Source organism: Pseudomyxococcus flavus (assembly GCF_050038885.1).
GTDB lineage: Bacteria > Myxococcota > Myxococcia > Myxococcales > Myxococcaceae > Myxococcus > Myxococcus flavus.
In genome coordinates this window covers 795,677-814,457 of record NZ_CP143624.1, presented here as the reverse complement: position 1 = coordinate 814,457, position 18,781 = coordinate 795,677, and the positions used below count along the sequence as shown (strand labels likewise).

The 18,781-nt window shown below is 70.7% G+C and carries 16 protein-coding genes; 7 read left to right on the top strand and 9 right to left on the bottom strand.

Annotation, left to right across the window (positions count from 1 at the left end):
• The first annotated feature begins 22 nt into the window (after nt 1-22).
• Nucleotides 23-580 carry a ribosome recycling factor gene (gene frr / locus VZL07_RS03280; RefSeq protein ID WP_426753863.1) on the top strand — a complete coding sequence of 186 codons (558 nt, stop codon included), beginning with the start codon at nt 23-25 and terminating at the stop codon, nt 578-580.
• Nucleotides 580-2,730 carry a diguanylate cyclase gene (locus tag VZL07_RS03275; RefSeq protein ID WP_426753862.1) on the top strand — a complete coding sequence of 717 codons (2,151 nt, stop codon included), beginning with the start codon at nt 580-582 and terminating at the stop codon, nt 2,728-2,730. The genes frr and VZL07_RS03275 overlap by 1 nt, the downstream gene beginning before the upstream one ends.
• On the opposite strand, the gene cyaY is transcribed toward VZL07_RS03275, so the two are convergent.
• Both cyaY and VZL07_RS03265 read right to left on the bottom strand, forming a co-directional pair.
• Nucleotides 2,718-3,050 carry an iron donor protein CyaY gene (gene cyaY, locus VZL07_RS03270; protein WP_426753861.1) on the bottom strand — a complete coding sequence of 111 codons (333 nt, stop codon included), beginning with the start codon at nt 3,048-3,050 and terminating at the stop codon, nt 2,718-2,720. The genes VZL07_RS03275 and cyaY overlap by 13 nt on opposite strands.
• A gap of 13 nt (nt 3,051-3,063) precedes the next feature.
• On the bottom strand, nt 3,064-3,561 hold the full coding sequence (locus VZL07_RS03265; protein WP_426753860.1) for a SixA phosphatase family protein: 498 nt from the start codon (nt 3,559-3,561) through the stop codon (nt 3,064-3,066).
• Nucleotides 3,562-3,750: 189 nt separating this feature from the next.
• Here VZL07_RS03265 and VZL07_RS03260 point away from each other — a divergent pair, with 189 nt between their 5' ends.
• Nucleotides 3,751-4,416, top strand: a complete 666-nt coding sequence (locus VZL07_RS03260) for a hypothetical protein (RefSeq protein WP_426753859.1) — start codon at nt 3,751-3,753, stop codon at nt 4,414-4,416.
• A gap of 22 nt (nt 4,417-4,438) precedes the next feature.
• Here VZL07_RS03260 and VZL07_RS03255 read toward each other — a convergent pair whose 3' ends face one another.
• From VZL07_RS03255 to VZL07_RS03240, 4 genes are all read right to left on the bottom strand, one after another.
• Complete coding sequence (locus VZL07_RS03255) at nt 4,439-8,218, bottom strand: FAD-dependent oxidoreductase (RefSeq protein ID WP_426753858.1); 3,780 nt, start codon at nt 8,216-8,218, stop codon at nt 4,439-4,441.
• Nucleotides 8,219-8,378: 160 nt separating this feature from the next.
• Nucleotides 8,379-9,200, bottom strand: coding sequence for a glycosyltransferase (locus VZL07_RS03250; RefSeq protein ID WP_426753857.1), 822 nt, complete (start codon nt 9,198-9,200; stop codon nt 8,379-8,381).
• A gap of 65 nt (nt 9,201-9,265) precedes the next feature.
• Nucleotides 9,266-10,117, bottom strand: a complete 852-nt coding sequence (locus VZL07_RS03245) for a hypothetical protein (protein WP_426753856.1) — start codon at nt 10,115-10,117, stop codon at nt 9,266-9,268.
• Nucleotides 10,114-12,354: a glycosyltransferase family 4 protein gene (locus VZL07_RS03240; RefSeq protein ID WP_426753855.1), complete on the bottom strand. Its 2,241-nt coding sequence runs from the start codon at nt 12,352-12,354 to the stop codon at nt 10,114-10,116. Before VZL07_RS03240 ends, VZL07_RS03245 begins: the two co-directional genes overlap by 4 nt.
• A gap of 47 nt (nt 12,355-12,401) precedes the next feature.
• On the opposite strand from VZL07_RS03240, the gene VZL07_RS03235 reads away from it, so the two are divergent.
• Nucleotides 12,402-13,487 (top strand): glycosyltransferase family 4 protein, encoded by a 1,086-nt coding sequence (locus tag VZL07_RS03235; protein ID WP_426757225.1) that lies wholly within the window; start codon nt 12,402-12,404, stop codon nt 13,485-13,487.
• 8 nt (nt 13,488-13,495) lie between these two features.
• Nucleotides 13,496-14,092, top strand: coding sequence for a hypothetical protein (locus VZL07_RS03230; protein WP_426753854.1), 597 nt, complete (start codon nt 13,496-13,498; stop codon nt 14,090-14,092).
• Here VZL07_RS03230 and VZL07_RS03225 read toward each other — a convergent pair.
• Nucleotides 14,080-14,589: an NADAR family protein gene (locus VZL07_RS03225; RefSeq protein ID WP_426753853.1), complete on the bottom strand. Its 510-nt coding sequence runs from the start codon at nt 14,587-14,589 to the stop codon at nt 14,080-14,082. The two genes, VZL07_RS03230 and VZL07_RS03225, sit on opposite strands and share 13 nt — an antisense overlap.
• 106 nt (nt 14,590-14,695) lie before the next feature.
• Here VZL07_RS03225 and VZL07_RS03220 point away from each other — a divergent pair, with 106 nt between their 5' ends.
• Nucleotides 14,696-15,433: a hypothetical protein gene (locus VZL07_RS03220; protein WP_426753852.1), complete on the top strand. Its 738-nt coding sequence runs from the start codon at nt 14,696-14,698 to the stop codon at nt 15,431-15,433.
• A 26-nt stretch (nt 15,434-15,459) separates the two neighbouring features.
• Here the strand turns inward: VZL07_RS03220 and VZL07_RS03215 are convergent, their stop codons facing one another.
• Nucleotides 15,460-16,386, bottom strand: a complete 927-nt coding sequence (locus tag VZL07_RS03215) for a GDP-mannose 4,6-dehydratase (RefSeq protein ID WP_426753851.1) — start codon at nt 16,384-16,386, stop codon at nt 15,460-15,462.
• Nucleotides 16,387-17,361 carry a GDP-mannose 4,6-dehydratase gene (gmd, locus tag VZL07_RS03210; protein WP_426753850.1) on the bottom strand — a complete coding sequence of 325 codons (975 nt, stop codon included), beginning with the start codon at nt 17,359-17,361 and terminating at the stop codon, nt 16,387-16,389.
• Nucleotides 17,362-17,503: 142 nt separating this feature from the next.
• On the opposite strand from gmd, the gene VZL07_RS03205 reads away from it, so the two are divergent.
• On the top strand, nt 17,504-18,760 hold the full coding sequence (locus VZL07_RS03205; protein WP_426753849.1) for a myxosortase-dependent phytase-like phosphatase: 1,257 nt from the start codon (nt 17,504-17,506) through the stop codon (nt 18,758-18,760).
• Nucleotides 18,761-18,781 lie beyond the last annotated feature (21 nt).

The following is an 18,781-nucleotide window of genomic DNA, read 5'->3' as shown; positions in this document are numbered from 1 at the left end:
AAGCACTCAAGGAGAAAACGCAATGAGTGGAGACGTCGTCGCCGAACTGAAGGGCCGCATCGAGAAGTCACTCGAGGGCCTGCGCACGGACCTGACGAAGGTCCGCACGGGCCGCGCCAGCACCGCCATCCTGGATGGCGTCCGCGTGGACTACTACGGCACGCCGACGCCGCTGTCCGGCGTGGCCAGCGTCAATGCGCCCGAGCCCCGGCTCATCACCATCAAGCCGTGGGAGAAGAGCGTCCTCAAGGACATCGAGAAGGCGCTGCGCGAGGCGAACCTCGGCATCAACCCGATGAACGACGGCGAGATGATTCGCCTGCCCTTCCCGCCGCTCACCGAGGAGCGCCGCAAGGACATCGCCAAGCAGGTGAAGACCAAGGGCGAGGAGTTCAAGGTCGCCATCCGCAACCTCCGCCGCGACGCGAACGAGGCGCTGAAGACCCAGCTCAAGGACAAGAAGATCACCGAGGACGACCACAAGCGCGTCACCGAGCTGGTGCAGAAGCAGACCGACGCGGGCATCGCGCAGGTGGATGAAATCGTGAAGAAGAAGGAGAAGGAGGTCATGGAGGTCTGATGCCCTCCATCGTCCTCGCCGAGCCCTCCGCACCGGTGGCGGGCGCCCTGCGCCGCTACCTGGAGTCCGCCGGTCACGCAGTGTCGTGGGTGGGCAGCGTCGACGAGGCGCTGCGCACCGTACGCGAGCAATCGCCCGCCATCCTGCTGGCGTCCGGAACGGGCGCCCTGGATGGCGAGGCGCTGTGCCGGAGTGTGCGCGCCGAAGGCTTGGCCGCTCCGGTGCTGCTGCTGTACGCGCCGGAAGAGGAGCATGCGGACACCCGCGCCGCCGACGCGGGCGCGGATGGCTGCCTGGTGGGGCCGCTAAAGCGCGCCACGGTGCTGACGTGCGTGTCCTTGCTGGTGCAGCGCGAGGACGCCCGCAGGCGCGTGGCCGCACTGAAGGCGCTGCCGCCGCCGATGCCGGTGGTGCCTCCGCCTCCGCCGCCGCTCGATGACGAGGATGCCACCGACGGGGCGCCGCCCCTGCCGGGCGCGGGGGAGGCCGCTGGGCTGCTTCCGGGTATGGTGGGCGCGAGGGATGCCTCCGTTCCGCCGCCGCTTCCGGGAACGGTAGTCGCGAGGGAAGCCGCTGTTCCGCCGCCGCTGCCGGGCACGGTAGACGCTGCGGTTCCGCCGCCGCTTCCTGGTGCGGCAGGCGCGTTGGCCTTCGCGATTCCACCCCTGCCGCCATCCGAAGACGACGTGGGCGCGCAGCCCTCGGCCGTCCTGCCTCCGCTGCCGCGCTCCGATGATGCGCCCGTGGGGGTGGAGCGCGCCGCAGCATCGGCCGAGCGGATGTCCGAGGCCGGGCCACTCGCGCCCGAACTGGACGCCGAGCCGATTACCTCACCGTCCTCCGAAGCCGACGGCGAGGAACAGGCCGCGGCCATGATGCCGCCTTTGGCTGTTCCAGGGGCGGGGGACTCCGAGGAGGATGACCTTCCGTTGCTCCACGCGGAGCCGGAGCCCGACGAGCCGCCGGTGGCCACGGGCGTCCTGGTCGACGATGGGCCTGCCGTTCCTCCCGCGTCGCTGCCAGGCGATGGCGCGGAGGCTTCAGGCCTCGCTCAGAGCGCGGAATCCACCACAGCCGAGGGCGCCAGGCTTCCGTCCAGCGCGACGCTCGAGACGGCGGGTGGCGTGTCGGAGGCGCAAGCCTCGCAAGCAGCGTCTCCGCTTGAATCGCAAGCGACGGCCGACGCCACGGGGGCCGCGCCTGCGAGCGCGTCCGCGGCGCAGGCCTCGCAGGCAGCGTCTTCGCCTGAATCGCAGGCGACGTCCGACGCCGCGAGCGCGGTATCCGGCGGCCCGGCGGAGGCGCATGCCTCCCTCGCGACGCCCACCGCAGATTCGGAGGCGCCGACCGGAGGCACTTCGGCGGCGCACGCCTCCCGAGGAGCAGCCCTCCCTGGGAGTGGGCAGACCGAGCCTGCGACGCCGTCCTCAGCGTCCTCGCCTGGCGGTACGACCGAGTCCGCCGCGGCGTCGCAAGCCGTGGCGAGCACGTCGGGAACGCCCGTGGCTGCGTCCACGGACTCGGGCTCGGCTGGGGGGGCACCAACCCCTGCCGCGGGCTCGCGGCTGTCCGGCTCCTTCCCCGCGCTGGCGCCCGCGCCGGACGGCCGCCGCATCTCACGGTCCGACCTGGCGTCGGTGGGCGCGCACCCGGACTTCGAGTTCCTCAAGCGGCTGATGCTGATGGAAGTGAAGCGCAGCCGGCGCTACCGCTACCCCATCGCGGTACTGCTGGTGGACATCGACCGCTTCGCGGAGAAGGCCGCGGCCCTGCCTCCCGCCGCGCGGAAGCTCGCGCTGGCCGAGGCCCTGGGCCTCCTGGTGTCCGGAGTGCGGGACATCGACGTGGCCGTGCCTTTCGCGGACAGCCGCTTCGTCGTCTTCCTCCCGCACACGCCGCGCTCCGGCGCGCTGGTGGTGGGCCAGCGGCTGCGCGAGCTCATCAAGTCCCTGAAGGCCTTCGAGGGTGCCAGCGCCTCCGTCGGCGTCGCCGTCTCCGAGCCTACCGCGGGCCGTGGCCCGGTAACGGGGGCGTTCGCGCAGGTGAGCTTCGGCAGTCTCCTCAAGGAGGCCGGAGAGGCCCTGCGCCGCGCGCAGGCCGCGGGCGGCGACTGGGTGGAGGCCGCGAGCGGAAGGACTCAGCCGGGGTAGACGAAGTCCACGCCGCTGATGTCGCGGATGACCTCCGCGACGAACGACATCAGCTCCAGGCCCCGGCCCTTGTCGTCCTTCCAGGTGCCGGTGGCCGCGTCGTAGTCGAAGTGGATGCCCTGGCCCCGTCCCGCCACCCAGATCTGCCGCACGGCGCGCTGGGTGTTGACGATGCACTTCTCCCGCGAAGCGGCGGTGAGCGTCACCATGTCGCCGGTGCTGTCGGCTTCGAGGATGTCGGGGTCGATGTCGTCCGCCGCCGCGAGGATGCGCTTGAACGCCGCGGCAGCGAGCTGGTTGTAGCGAGCTTCGTCCATCATGGCCGCTAAGGCCTCACTGGATGATGTCGAGCACCTGCTGACCGGGGGCCGCGTAGAACAGGAACTTGAACGGCGGCGACGCCTCCCCCTCCGTGCGCTCCAGGCCAATGACGGTGCCCGGGTTGACGGGCTTGGGGAAGGACTGCATGCCGAGCAGGTGGGCCGCCAGGGCGCCCATGGACGGCTGATGCCCCACGAGGACGAGGTTCTCGTCGGCGTACTCGTTCAGCACCGGCTCCACCGCGCCCACGGGCATGTCGGGCAGCAGGCAGCGGTGCACCTTCAGCGGGCCCTCGTGCTTGGCGGCGATGGAGAGAATCTGCGCCGTCTGCACCGTGCGCACCAGCGGGCTGGTCAGGATGCGGCCCACGGGGCCCATGCGCGCGGACAACGAAGCGAAGTGCTGGGCGGTGTTGGCGCGGGCCTTCGCGGTGAGGGCGCGTGCCTCGTCACCGAGACCCTCCGGGATCTCCGCGTCCGCATCGCCGTGCCTAACCAGGAAAAGCCTCAAATTCCCTCCACCGCTTTCGACAGAACCGCGGTTCGTACACGAGCGCGGCAGGGTTGGTCAAAGGTAATGCGGCGATTGTTCAGTGGCCGGAACAACCCCACCATGACAGACAGAGGCGGGGCGCCCCTCACCGTCCAGGTTGCCGGAGCATACACGAGGGGCTGACATGCCCCGTCTGGAGGAACGCGCGTGCGCAAGGTGTTGTGGGGACTGTGGGTGCTCATGGCCTTCTCGGCCTGCAAGAAAGCCGAGGAGGCGCAGGGCCCGGCTGCCGGAGCAGTGGGCGAGCAGGCCCCTGGGGTCAATGAAGACGCAGTGGCGCCCGGCCCCTACACGGTGACGAAGGAGAAGCTCGACGCCTACGTCGGCTATCAGCGGCGGATGCTGGATGTCTACGGGACGCTGGTGAAGGGGATGCAGAACCTGGGCGCGCTGGTGGACGCCGGTACCCCGGAGGCCATGGCCGCCGCGCGCGAGGGCCTGAAGGTGGTGGAGGCCAAGGCCAAGGCGGAGGCGGAGGCGCGCCGGGAGGCGAACCTGAGCGAGGCGGACGTCAACGGCATCGCCGAAATCGTCACCGCCGTCATCAGCCAGCGGCAGCTGGGGCGGACGCTCCAGTACGAGGAGGAGCTGCAGAAGCTGGAGGCGCTCCAGGCGCGGCTGCCGCCCGAGCAGCAGGAGGGCATGGCGGAGCAGGTGGCCTCGATGCGCGCGCAGGTGGAGGCGTTCCAGAAGCTGCCCGACGTGCGCCGTGACTACGGCGAGGCGAACGTCGACGTCGTCCTGACGCGCGAGGAGGACCTCATCCAGAACTACCAGGAGATGATCCGCGTCTTCACCGGCACGCGCCGGTGAAGACGGACCCGGGCTCCTCGCCTCAGATGCGCTTGAGGTGGGGGGCCTGCTTGAAGAGCTGCGCCAGGTAGACGTCGGCGACCTTCTCCATGACGGTGTTGCCGCGCAGGCGCTGCCGCAGGTTGACGAAGTCCACCTGGTCCAGCCGCTGGTCCTGGTTGTAGCAGGAGAACACCCACGTCTCCTTGCCCGTCACCGGGTCCACGTGCCGCTGGAGGCACTGGGCGCAGATCTCCTTCATCATGCACTGCATCGGCGAGTTGATGGAGCCGATGGCCTCGTGGCCCGGCTTGAGGTGCGGCTGGAGCACGCCGTGCCGCGCCTCGGCCACCGCGCGCATCATGCCGTCCGAGCCGATGGCGATGATGCGGTCCACATCCGCCAGGGAGATGACGGGCGCCGGGCCCAGCTTGCCCTCGGCGTAGGCCACCATCGCCTGCACCACGTTGCCCCGGAACGCCGCGTCCTGCGGGCGGCGCGGCTCAATCGTGTCCCCCGTGTCCACGGACCACACAATCTGGTCCGTGCCGGCCTCGATTTCGTCGTGCTTGAAGGAGTCCGTCTTCTGCCGGTAGCCGGCGAAGTAGACGACGCGGCAGCCGGCCGCCTTGAGCGAGCGGGCGATGGAGAAGAGCACCGCGTTGCCCAGGCCACCGCCCACGAGCACCACCGTCTCGTTGTGGCCAATCTCCGTGGGCGCGCCCGTGGGGCCCATCAGCACCACGGGCTCGCCGGGCTTGAGCGCGGCGCACAGGCGCGAGGACGAGCCCATCTCCAGCACGATGGTGCCCATCAGCCCCTTCTCCTTGTCCACCCACGCACCGGTGAGGGCCAGGCCCTCCATGGTGAGGCGCACGCCGTCCACCACGGGCGCGTTCCGCTCGAAGTTCTGCAGCCGGTAGAACTGGCCCGGGGAGAAGTGGCTGGCGGCGAAGGGCGCGCGCACCACCACCTCGACGATGGTCGGCGTCAGCCGGTTGACGGCCACCACGGTGGCGGTGAACGCCTCGTCCAGCTTCGCGAAGTGCTCGGCGCGCTTCGCGTCACGCGCGGCCTGGGCCACCTCGTCGGTGAAGTCGAGCGAGGCGACCTCCTTGGCGAACAGCCGCGCCACCTGCGGGTGGCCATCCTTCGCGCTGGCCATGGCCTTCACCACGTTGCCGGCGTAGGTGGGGTGGTTGTCGCCGTAGAAGGAGATGAAGCGGCCGTCCCGCTGGTACGAGGTGAAGAAGCCCGTCTTGGCCGCCGGGTCCTCCTTCGCCTTCACGGGGGCCAGCGAGAAGCCGCCGTCCGTCTCCACCAGCTCGTGGCTCTGGAAGTACTCGCCGCGCGCATCGAGCTGGAAGGTGCCCGGGTACTCCTTCTCGTAGGTGACGTTGGGGGCCGTGCCGGCGGCGACGCACACCGTGCGCGCGGGCAGCTCGAAGAACTGGCCGCTGCCCTTGAGCTTGCCGTCCACCGTCACCATGCGCTCGAAGCGCAGCGCGCGCACCGCGCCGGAGGCGTCCGGGAGCGCCTCCACCGGGCTCATGCGCTCGATGAAGCGGATGCCTTCCTCCAGCGCCTTCGTCACCTCCTCGTGGTTGAGGCGGTAGGCGGGGGACTCGGTGAGGCCGCGGCGGTAGACGAGGCTGACGCCGCCCCAGCCGCGCACCAGCTTGATGAAGTCCGGGTCTCGGCCCTGGGCCCTGGCCTTCTCGCGCTCCTCGCGCACCGCGCGGCCGTGCTCCAGGAAGGTCTGATAGGTGGCGCGCTCCTCCGCGTCGAGGCGGGCCAGCACCGCCTCCTCGCCCACCTGCGCCACCAGCTTCTCGTGGCGGGCGAGCGCCTTCTCCACCTGCACCGGGTAGTACGCCATCAGCTCGGTGGCGGTGTCGATGCCGGTGAGGCCGCCGCCGATGACGATGGCGGGCAGCTGCACCTGGAGGTTGGCGAGCGAGTCCTTCTTGAACGCGCCCGAGAGCTGGAGCGCCATCAGGAAGTCACTGGCCTTGCGGATGCCCCGGATGAGGTTGTTCTTCATCCCGATGATGGTGGGACGTCCCGCGCCAGCGGCGATGGCGATGTGGTCGAAGCCCAGCGCCCACGCGTCCTCCACCGTCAGCGTTCCTCCGAAGCGGACGCCGCCGAAGATGCGGAAGCCCTCGCGGCGCGCCAGCGTGAGGTGGATGAGCGTGAGGAAGTTCTTGTCCCAGCGCACGGTGATTCCGTACTCGGACACGCCGCCGAAGCCCTCCAGGATGCGCTCGTCCAGCTCGCTGGTGAGCGCGGCCCAGTCACGGATGGGCTTGAGCGCGTGGCCGTTGCGGCCCACGAGCTCGTCGGGGAAGGGCTCGATCTTGAGGCCGTCCACGCCGGTGACGCCGAAGCCCTCGTTGAGCAGGTAGTGCGACAGCGTGTAGCCCGCGGGCCCCAGGCCCACCACCAGCACGTTGCGGCCCACGTAGGGCAGCGCATACGGACGGCGGACGTTGAGCGGGTTCCAGCGCGTGAGCAGGCCGTAGATTTCGAAGCCCCAGGGCAGGCCCAGCACGTCGGTGAGCGTGGCCGTCTCCGCCAGGGGGATGTTCACCGGCTCCTGCTTCTGGAAGATGCAGGCCTTCATGCAGTCATTGCAGATGCGGTGGCCGGTGCCCGGGCACATCGGGTTGTCCAGCGTCACCATGGCCAGCGCGGCCACGGCGTTGCCCTCGCGCTTGAGCAGGTGCGCCTCGGAGATGCGCTCGTCGAGCGGGCACCCGTTGAGGGGGATGCCCAGCGGGTTCTTCTTGTAGTGGTGTCCCTCCGCCACCGGGTCCTTGGCGGGGAAGCCGGACGAGCACGAGTCCTTCTGCCGCTCGTGGCAGAGCACGCAGTAGTCCACCTCGTTCATCACGTCGCGCGGGGTGCCCCGGCGGTCGGTGAGCTTGAAGCCGTCGCGGTGGCGCAGGTGGTGCTCCAGGCCCTCGGTGGCCTCCGGCAGTTCGTTGTCCGGGCGCTGGAGCTGGACGAGCTGGTCGAACACCAGGGGCTTGGGAATCCGGTGCGTGGGCCAGGTGTGGAAGAGCTCCTTCGTCTCCGGGTGCAGGGCCCGCGCGTAGGTCCAGCGGTCCGCCAGCGACAGCAGCGCGCGCACGGACTGGAGCTCCGCGGCGTCATCGCCCGTGGTGACGAGGCTGGAGCCGAAGGCATCCTTGCCCTCGGGCGTGGACAGCAGCACCTCGCGCAGCGCGGCCCAGCGCGCCCGCAGCGCCTCCGCCTCGTCCTTCCGCTCGGCGGGCAGCGCGTTGGAGAACAGGCGCTCCAGGTCCATCAACGAGAGGATGGACTCCGCCAGGCCGCGCTCCAGGTCACCGGTGGCCAGCGCCTCGGGGAAGCCCAGCTGCAGAAGCAGCCGCATGCGCGCGTCCAGCGAGGGGAACTCGGCCAGCGTCGGGCGGTCCGCGGCGCCCTTCTTGAAGACGCGGCGGGTGATGAACTCGCGCTTGAAGTCGAAGAGCGGCAGCTCGCCCTTGAGGCGGCCGGACAGGCGCTCCAGCTCCTGCTCCACGCGGAAGAGGCGCGTGACGAAGCGCGACACGTGGCGGGCCACGCGGATGAGCAGCTCCGACTCGGCGGCGCCACTGACACTCGTGCCGCCCGATTTGCGGTAGGCGTCGAAGGACTGGAAGAGCTCGGGCTCGTCCTCCGCGAGCTTCGCGTCGAAGCGCTCCGCCAGTCGGCGCAGACCGCTGGGGCGGTACAGGTCCTCGAAGACGAAGCCCGGCAGGCCCAGCGACAGAGGAGGGGTGGCGTCAGAGGACAGGTCGGTCAATGCGCGCATGTCACGAACAGTGTGGGAGGAACCTGGAGGAACGGCTTCCAAGTCCGACCTATTTCGCGGGCCACCGCCGGGAAATCAAGCGGGCTTGTCACTGGAGGTGAGAGCGCGTGGCGCAGGAGAGGGGCGCAGGGGCGGCACGCCTACACGGGAGCGTGGCCGGCTACTGCCGAGCCCGCGGGCTGCCGCTGGGAAGCGCTTCGCGAGGGCCTGGCAATGCGACGCGCTCCAGGCGCCGCCGGAGCTTCAGCAGGCCCCAGAACATGCGGGCCGCATCGAGACCGGGGACGACCTTCGAGCCGCCGAAGTCCTCCCAGTCGATGGGGACCTCCAGGAAGCGCGCGCCCCGGCGCTTCAACAGCACCAGCAGCTCCACATCCAGCAGCCAGCGCTGCTCCTGGAGCACGTCCAGCAGCGGACGCAGCAGGTCGGCTCGCATGAACTTCACGCCGCACTGCGTGTCGTAGAAATGCAGCTTGAAGTTCGCGTCGGTGAGCGTGGCGAAGATGCGACCTTGCAGGTGACGGTGGAGGTTGCGCACCACGCGGCGGCCGGCCATCAGGATGCGCGAGCCCGCGAGCACGTCCAGGTTCGCCGAGGCGGGGGAGGTGGCTAGCTCGACCAGCCGGTGGAACTCCTCCGCGCAGATGGCTCCGTCCGCGTCCAGGAAGGCCAGCCAGGTGACGCCCGCTGACGCATGGCGCCAGCCGAGACGGATGGCAGAGCCCTTACCCTGATTGCGAGGTGCCGTCACGTAGGTGAACTGATGCGGCGCACCCGCGCTGACGAATCGGGCCTGGGCTGCCTCCACACTGGCGCGCTGCTGCTCGGTGTGCCCGGCCGTGCTGCCATCGTCGACGACGATGAACTCGACCGGGGCAGCGGGGCGCTCCAGGAACACGCGCGTGAGCGCCTCGACGAAGCGGGGAAGCCGCTGTCCCTCGTTGTAGGCGGGGATGACGACGCTGACGGCGGGTACGGTCACGGACGCGATTGAGCACAGGTGCGGACGGGCCGTCAATGCGAGGTATCGACGGCCCGGCTCCGCGGTCAGCGGTTCGGCTTGGGACGATGCTTCTTCTGTCCCTGGGAACGTCGGTGCGGCTTCTTGGGCCCGGTGGCCTGGGCGGTGGTCGCGGCCTTCTTCGCGCGTGGGGCCGAAGCGGGGGCCGTCGTCTTCGCCCTCGCGGTGGCCGAAGTACGGGCCCCGGTTGGCGCGTTGGCCGCATCGCTCGGGGCGTGGGGCGCCGGGGACGTGTCACCGCCCTTCTCCCGAGCGGTTTCGTTCGACGCCGCTTCCACGGGAGCGGATTCCGCGGGCTTCCTGGCTCGAGCAGGCTGGCCCGGGGGCCGCCGCGCGTCCCGAGGCTTGGGAAGCACGGTGTCTCCCTGGCGCGCGGAAGTGGACGCCGCGGGCGCCTGAACCGTGAGTGGCTCGGAGGCAGTCAGGGCCGAGGCTTCAGGTCGCGATGGCTGCGCGCTCGGCAGAGACGTCTCCGCCACGGTGGCAGCGCTCCGCGCCCGCAGGGCCTCCACCTCGCGCCGCAGGCGCAGCACCTCGGCGGAGAGCTGTGCGTAGGAGTCGCGCACGTGCCCGTTGAACACGCGCTGCCTGCCCAGCGCCTCGTTGATGAACACCTGGCACGACTTGCGGAAGGCCCACTTGGCGAGCAGCACCACCTGTCCCACACCGCCCCGGTGCGTGTGCAGCGGGAGCGGGCGCGTGGCGTCGGCATGCTCTTCCAGCGCGTGCAGGTTGAAGGTCAGGGGCTCCACCCGGGGCTCCACGCCCTCGGGAGGGAGCTCCACTTCCTCGGAGGTGGGGAGGCCGCGCGTGCGCAGGCGCTCCTCGATGCGGGCAATCAGCTCCCGCGCGGGGATGTCCCGTCCCAGCAGCTTCATTGGCGATTCTCCTCGAGGATGCGTTGCATCTCTTCCCGGTAGGCGGCCACGACCTGTGGCCAGCCCTGTTTCTTCACGTAGGCGAGGCCCCGCTTGCCCATGGGGCCCCGCTCCGAGCCCACCTCGCGCAGGCCCTGGATGAAGGACTCCAGGTCCGTGTACGCGCGGCCCGCGCCGCTGCGCTCCACCTGCCCCACGAGCACCTCCGAGCGCCCGTTCACCAGCACGGGCGTCGCCTGGGCAAAGGACTCGAGCGTCAGCAGCGACAGGCTCTCGTAGCGGGAGGGCACCACCACCGCCAGCGCCCCCGCCAGCGCGTCGTGCTTGTCCTGCTCCTCGATGCGCCCCAGGTAGCGCACGCCCTCGCCAGACAGCTCCATGTTGGTGTCGCCCGCGAGCACCAGGTCCGGCGCGTCGGCGAACCGCTCCTTCAGCGCACGGTGGTACTCGAGCAGCTCGGGCACGCCTTTGCCCGGCTCCTGCCGGCCGATGTAGAGCAGGTAGTGCCGGTGGATGCCGTGCTTCTGCCGGAAGCGAGCGCTGTCCGCCCGCGGCCGGTCCACGCCCACGCCGACCACCCGCGTGCGCGCGTGGTTCGGGAAGTACTTCTCGATGAGGGTGTTCTCTTCCGGCGTGAGGCAGAGCAGGGCGCGCGGGCGCTCGAAGACATCCCGGTAGGTGCCGAAGCGGACCGGGGCCTCGTCATGCGTGGTGGGCACCAGCAGCGCCCGGTCCGCCACCAGCGGCAGCCCCCACACCGTGGGCGCGTAGAGGTAGGTGAAGAAGAGGTAGCCGTCGTAGGCGTCGCGCTCGGTGGCCAGGTGGTTCAGCAGACCGGGGCACATGGGGCCCTGCTCGGCGACCCACTGCTCCTCGCGCAGCCGCTCGAGGCTCTTGTCGAACACCTGCCGCGACAGGCCGTTGAACCCACGGATGTTGCGCACCCGCGTAGAGGGGAAGCGCAGCACCTTGATGCCGTTCACCTCGTCCGGGCCGGCGGGGAAGGCATTGTCCCAGACCAGGTGGTTCTTCGCGCACGTGGTCAGCACGGTGAGGTCCCAGTGCGGGGCCAGGTGCTCGGCCATCTGCGCGGCGAGCTTCTCCGCGCCGCCCGTCACCTCGCCGTAGCGCTGCACCACCAGCGCGATGCGTGGGCGCCGAGGAATCTTCCGGGGCCTCCGGGGCGCGGGGCGGGGGAGGACCGACTCCAGGGCCCTGGCCAGCGAGGCCTGCGCGGAGGCCGCGGAGAAATGCTCCAGCCGCCGCGTCTGCCCGGCGATGATGGGCTCGCGCAGGGACAGGTCCTCGCTCAGGTCCACCGCCAGCTCCGCGAGGAAGGCGAAGCGCTTCTGGTCGAACGCCACGCCCGCGCCGCCCAGCGTCTCCGGCACCGCCGCGGCCGCATAGGCCAGCACGGGGACCTCGGCGGCCATGGCCTCGATGAGCGGCACGCCAAAGCCCTCGTGTTCGCTCATGGAGACGAAGACGGACGCGGAGCGGTACGCGGCGACGAGCTGGGCGTGGCTCAGGCGCCCCAGGAAGCTCACGCCGCGCAAGTCCCGCGCCTCGCGCGCGAGCATGCGGAAGTAGCGGCTGCCGGGCTCGTAGCCGCCCACCATCAGCAGGCGCGCCTGGGGCCGCAGCCGCAGCACTTCCCGGTGGAGCGCGAGCAGGTCCTCGAAGCGCTTGTGCGGCATCACCCGGCTCACGCCGAGCAGCACGGGCCCGGGACCGGCGAGCCGCTGGAGCATCTTCGCGTCCGCGCTGGCGCGGGAGAAGCGCTCCGGCTCGATGAAGAGGGGCACCGTGTGGACGTTGCGATAGCCCGCGGCGCGCAGCTCGGCGGCGTTGAAGTCCGACACGCCAATGGCCACGTCCGTGAAGGGGGCCATCGCGGCGAGCTGGGCCCGGCCCGCCACCAGGGCCTCCGCCAGCGGCAGCCCCTCATAGAAACGCGCGGGGCTGATGTTGTGGAAGACGATGCCGCGGCGGCAGGACAGGTGCATCAGCCGGCTGCTGAGCGGGGAGGCGATGCCGTGGTGGTAGAGGACCAGGTCACCCGGTTCGGGCCGCAGCCTGTCGGCGGGCTGGGCCAGCCCCTCGAGTCCCGGGCCCACCTCGTCCGCGTACAGCGCGCCCGCGTGCCCCATCCGCCGCAGCACGAGCTGCAGGTGCAGCGCGGCCTGCCCGGTGGCGTCGCCGGGGACAAAGCTCGGTATCAACTGGTGGATCGCCATGCCGGCCCTGCCTATCACATGCACGTGCTATGAGGCGCACCGTGTCCATGGGACCCATCGCCTTCGACGCGACACTCTGGGACGAGCCGACCACCGGCATCGGCCTGTACACCCGTTGCCTGGCCTCCGCGCTGGAATCGCTCGGTGTCCGCCTCACCCGCGTGGGCGCGCAGCACTCCGGTGAGGCCCCCCGCGCGAAGGCCGGGCGCACCGCCTGGACGCTGGGCGGCTTGCCGCGCGTGCTCCGGGGCTCGGACGCGTCGCTGTACCACGCGCACGGCAACTTCAACCTGCCGCTCGTCCGCGCCCCGGGCATGAAGTACGTGCTGACGGTGCATGACCTCATCCCGCTGCTGATGCCGGAGACGGTGTCCTCCGCGTTCCGCTGGCAGTTCCGCCTGTGGCTTGCACGCAGCCTGATGGTGGCGGACCAGGTGGTGTGCGTGAGCGAGCGCACGCGGCAGGACCTGCTGGCCCGCTACCCGGAGGTGGAGCCGCGCACGGTGGTGGTGCCCAACGGCGTGGACCACGTCCATGCGCCGGAGCTGGACGCCACCAGCAAGGATTTCCTGCGTGCGCTCTCGCTGCCGAAGGACTACGTGCTCTACGCGGGCTCGCTCGACGTGCGGAAGAACGTGGACCTGGTGCTGGACGCCCTGGAGCGACTGCGCCTGCGGGGCCGGCCCGCGTCGCTCGTGCTCGCGGGGCAGAGCTGGTTCGGCGCCGGCCGCGTGGAGTCGCGAATCTCCCGGCTGCGCTCGGAGGGGCACGACGTGCGCTCGCTCGGCTATCAGTCCGACGCGGTGTTCTACGAGCTGATGCGCCGCGCGGCCGTGTTCGTGTTCCCCTCGCGCTATGAGGGGTTCGGCCTGCCACCGCTGGAGGCGATGCGGCTGGGGACGCCCACCATCGTCTCCACGGCGGGCTCGCTGCCGGAGGTCTGCGGGGATGCCGCGCTGAGGGTGGGGCCGGACGATGCGAACGGGCTCACGCGGGCCCTGGAGCGGCTGCTCCATTCTCCGGAGGAACGGCGGGCGCTCGCGGAGCGTGGAAAGGTCCAGGCATCGAAGTTCACCTGGAAGCGGACCGCCGAGGGTACCCTGGCGGCGTACGAGGCCGCGCTGCGGCGATAAGGAGGCGTATGCGAAAGCTCGTCTGGAGTGGAGTCATGCTGTGCGGGCTGCTCGTGGGCTGCGCGAGCCGTCAGGAGGTGGGCGAGGCGACCGCGGAGGCACCGCCTGCCAGCTCCGGCGCGGCGCCTGCGCCCGCGGGTGAGTCACAAGCGCCGGCGGAGTCGCAGACGCAGGGGGACTCGCAGGCGTCCGGCGCGCCGCAGGCCGTGGCGATTCCCCCCGTGGCGGAGGGCGAGGCTCAGGCGCCTGCGCTGCCGCTGGAGGTGACGGCGAACCCCGAGCCGAAGGACGCCATCTCCATCATGAGCGCCCGCGTGGAGGGCAACGTCCTGGAGTTGCTCGTGACGCACGGCGGAGGCTGCGCCGAGCACACGTACACGCTGGCCTGGGACGGCACGCTCCAGCAGGGCGCGGACGGCACGCCGGTGGCGAACCTGGTGCTGGTGCACGACGGGAACAATGACCGGTGCAAGGCGCTCCTTCGGAAGAGGCCGCGCTTCGACCTGTCTCCCATTTCGCAGCGCTTCGGCGCGCAGTTCGGCAAGGCGTCGGGCGCGGTGAATCTGGCCCTGCCGGACCAGGCCCCCGTGCACTACGCCTTCTGAGCCGCACCCGCCGCCAGCAGGTCCTCACGCAGCTTCGTGAGGACCTTGCCCAGCAGGTTCAAGCCCCGCCACTGAGCGGGGTCCTGGATGCGCGGGTCCTCCTCGCTCAGGCCCACGCCCCAGATGCGGTCCAGCGGACTGGCCTCCACCAGCTCCGTGCCTGCCGTGGCCAGCAGCGCCTCCAGCAGTGAAGGGTTCTGCGTGAATTTCGCGCGGTTGCCCTCGTAGACAATCTGCTCGCGCGCCTGCTCCCACTGCGCGGCGTCGAAGTGGCGGACCTTGCGGCCCAGCGCCTTGTGCGTCTTGGGAGCGTCCGACGCCAGGATGCGCGCCAGAACCTCGGTGTCGCCGAAGAGGCGCGCCTTGCCCGCCATCATGTACTGCTCCGCGCACGTGTAGCGCACGCCGCCCACCTCGAAGGCGACGCGGTGCCACTGCGAGAAGGGCGAGTGGTCCCGCCAGAAGAAGGTGAACCGGGGCTTCGGAGCGCCGCTCATGGTCTCTCCCTGGAGATAGTGTTGATGGTACACCAACGGCGATGGCGCGCGCGCCTGACAAGCGCCGTACACTGCCGGGACGCCGTGTTCCGCGGCGCCTGCCTTCATGACGCTCTCCGACGCACAAGTCCTGCTGGAACGCTCCTTCTTCGGCCTGGAGGAGGGGGCTCCCCGGCTCCGCGAACAGGAAGACGCGCGCTTCGCGCTCCGCCCGAGCGCCGTGTGGCTGGAGTACCGCTGGTATGTCGAGGCGGGTGGCATGGCGGAGGTGTTCCTCAAGTGGAACCGCGTCCCCGCCGAGCAGAGCGCCGCGGCCGAGGCCACCGTGCTGCGCATCCATCTGCTCGGTGTGTCACCCGGGCTCTCCGAGCGCGCCCGGCAGGTGCTCCAGGGAGGCACACCGTCCAGGGACAGCATGCTGGACCTCTTCGGCGATGACGGCGTGCGCCGGGAGTGCGTCGCCCTTGGCCGCACGCGCGTCACCGTGGAGCACTGGGAGCCGCTGCCAGGGCCGCGCCCGTTGTTGGCCGATGCGCGCTTCACCTCGCTCGCGGCGGTGCTGGAGGCGCCGGACTCCACGCCCGAGGCACGTCACGAGGCCGTGCAGCGCCTGGCCGACGAGCGCAGCCCACGCGTCGTGGACGCGCTGTTGGCGCTGGTGACGCGCAGGCCGTCGCTGATGGCGCTGCGGGTGTTGTCGGAGTGGGGCGTCGTCGAGGCGCGTGAGGCGCTCCAGCGGGACCTGGCCCAGGTAGGGCCAGACAACCCGGCGGACCTGTGGAGCCTCACGGCGCTGGACCGGCGGCTCGAGGCCTGGGCGGCCTTGCGGCAACGGGGCGGCTGACCCACGCCCCGGCCGTGAAGCGAGGCTCAGGCCGCGCCGGGGACGCGGGGGCCGAGCACGTCGCGGAGCGCGTCCGTCACCGTCAGCTTCGGGGCCCACCCCAGGGCCTTCAGCTTGTCGGGCGCGCCGACGAGGCTGGGGATGTCGGAGGGCCGCAGCCGCGCGGGGTCCAGCTCGATGCGCGCGTTGACGCCCGCCAGCTGCAGCATCTCCTCCAGCAGGCTGCGGATGGTGCGCCCTTCACCGCTGGCGATGTTGTACGCCTGTCCCGGCTCGCCCTTCTCCAGCAGCAGCCGGTACGCCTCCACCACGTCGCGGACGTGCGAGAAGTCGCGCACCGCCTCCAGGTTGCCGGTGCGCAGCACCGGGTCCACCGTGCCCAGGCCGATGGCGCGAATCTGCGCCGCAAACGAGGGCACCACGAAGGTGGGGTCCTGCCCCGCGCCCAGGTGGTTGAAGGGCCGCGCCATCACGACTTCCAGCCCGTAGCTGCGGTGGAACTGCACCGCGGCCAGCTCCGCCGCGGACTTGGAGGCCGCGTAGGGGCTCAGCGGCACCGCGGGCGTGTCCTCGGCGGCGCGCGTGCCCTCGGGCACCGGGCCGTACACCTCGCCGGAGCCCACCAGCACCACGCGCGCCTTCGGGACACTCTCGCGCACCGCGGTGAGCAGGTGCACCACGCCCATGGTGTTCACCGCGAACACCCGTGACGGGTTGTGGTGGCTCTTCGCGACCGAGCTGAAGCCCGCGAGGTGGATGATGCCCTCGGGCTTCGTCTCGGCCACCGCCGCCTTCACCGCGGCCTCGTTGGCCACGTCGAAGTGCAGGGCGCTGCTGTTGATGCCCTCACCGCGCGGTCCGTGGGCCTCCACCACCTCGTCGCCCGCGGCGCGCAGCAGCGCGCACAGGTGCCGGCCAACGAAGCCATCCGCTCCCGTGACGAGAATGCGCATCTACCGCTGCCCCGCCTTCACGCGCTCGAGGTCCGCGTCCACCATCATCTCCACCAGTTCCTTGAAACGGACCTTGGGCTCCCAGCCCAGCTTCGTCTTCGCCTTGGTCGGGTCGCCGATGAGCAGGTCCACCTCGGCCGGCCGCACGAAGGCCGGATCGATGTAGACGTGCTTCTCCCAGTCCAGGCCCACGCGGGCGAACGCAATCTCCACCAGCTCTCGCACCGTGTGCGTCTCGTTGGTGGCTATCACGTAGTCCTCGGCCTGCGGCTGCTGGAGCATCCGCCACATGGCCTCCACGTAGTCGCCGGCGAAGCCCCAGTCCCGCTTGGCGTCCAGGTTGCCCATGGGCAGCTTGTCCTGGAGGCCCAGCTTGATGCGCGCCACGTTGTAGGTGACCTTGCGCGTGACGAACTCCAGGCCCCGGCGCGGCGACTCGTGGTTGAAGAGGATGCCGCTCACCGCGAAGAGGTTGAACGACTCGCGGTAGTTCACGGTGATGTGGTGGCCGTACGCCTTGGCCACGCCATACGGGCTGCGCGGATAGAAGGGCGTGTCCTCCGTCTGGGGGACCTCCAGCACCTTGCCGAACATCTCGCTGGACGACGCCTGGTAGAAGCGCGCCTCCGGGCGGGTGTGGCGGATGGCCTCCAGCATCTTCGTCACGCCCAGGGCGGTGAACTCGCCGGTGAGCACGGGCTGGTTCCAGCTGGTGGGGACGAAGGACTGCGCCGCCAGGTTGTAGACCTCGTCCGGCTTGGTCAGGTTCAAGAGCGCCGCGAGCGAGAACTGGTCCAGCAGGTCACCCTGGTGGAGCTGGATCTTCCCGTGAAGATGCTGGATGCGCTCGAACTTCTCCTCCGACGAGCGGCGCACCATGCCGTGCACTTCATAGCCCTTTGAAAGGAGCAGCTCCGCCAGGTAGCTGCCGTCCTGTCCCGTGATGCCCGTGATGAGTGCGCGCTTGGTCGCCATGGTCGTTTCTATGTCGGCTGGAAGACGCACTTTCTAGCCGACGCTGTCGCCGCCCGCCAACCGTTCCCGGAGTCTTCCTACTTGAAAGACATTGGGCTCATGCCAAGTTAGGACGTTCCCAACGTTCACCCTGGAGGCGGTCATGCGGAACCCAACCCCCCTGGCCCTGGCGGCGTTGCTGCTGGGCACTCCTGTGTCCGCGCAGGTCGCCGTGGCACCCTCGTCGCAGACCCTGCCAGAGCCGGCGATTACCGGTGGCGTGCTCCGGGACGCGACGCTCTGGGAGGCCCCGGGCAACAGCGCCAGCAGCCTGCTCCTCACCGCCTACGAGAACGCCAACACGGGCCTGGTCACCTTCGGACTCGACGGCCAGCAGGTGGATGCGGAGCTGGCGGAGGGTCCCATGTCGGCGGTGGCCGTGCTGGATGGCTTCCTGGTGTCCGGCGTGGAGCAGACGCTGGTGGTGGCGGCCAGCTTGAACGCCAACGGGCTGACGGCTTTCACCGTAGACACCGGGCGCGCGGACCGCGTGGTGCGCCTTGGCGCCCCGGGCTTCGTGACGGGGCGGCAGTTCTCCGCCGTGGCGTTGCACCGGAGCCAGGACTCGGGCCGCTTCTATCTCTTCGCGGGGGGGGCGGATGGCTTCCTCCAGCAGTACGAGCTGTCAGGGGATTTGGGCGCCGTGACGGCCACGCCGGTGCGGTCGCTTCGCACATCCGGAGCCGTCGTCGGGCTGGTGGTGGACGAAGCGACGGAGTCGCTGTTCGTGACGCAGCAGGGGCAGGGCCTGTGGCGGTACAGCACCGAGCCGGATGATGACGGCGAGGGACAGCAGCTGGCGGCCTCGGGGGGCACGCAATTGTCCACCAACGTGGGTCGCGTGGGCCTGTACCGCGCGCGCAATGGCGAGGGGTACATCCTGGTCGCCGACCCGGGGGCGAATGCGTTCGCTGTCTTCGAGCGCAGGGCGCGGACCTTCGTGGGGACGTTCCAGTTGGCCACCGACGGTGGTGTCATCAGCGCGAATGCGCCGCTGGCCCTCGCGGTGTCCGCGCAGCGCATGGGCACCTCCTTCCCGGACGGGCTCTTCGCGGGCAGCGACGCCCTGAGCAGTCCGCAGAACCTCAAGCTGGCCTCCTGGGCGGCCGTGGCGGATGCCTTCGAACCCCCGCTGCGAGTCGACACGCGGTCCGACTCAGACGGCGGGACGGACGGGGGCACGGACGGTGGCCCGGGTGACGGGGGAGGCGTCATCGGCGGACCGGGGCCGCAGCCTCAGCCGGGGTGGAACCCGCCCTCTGACGACTCGGGGTGCTCGTGCGCCTCGGCCTCCGTCCCGTCCACGGCGCTGCTGGCCCTGCTCGCCCTGGTCCGGCTGGGGCGCCGCCGCCGAGACTGAAGCGCGTTGCCAGCGGGCGCG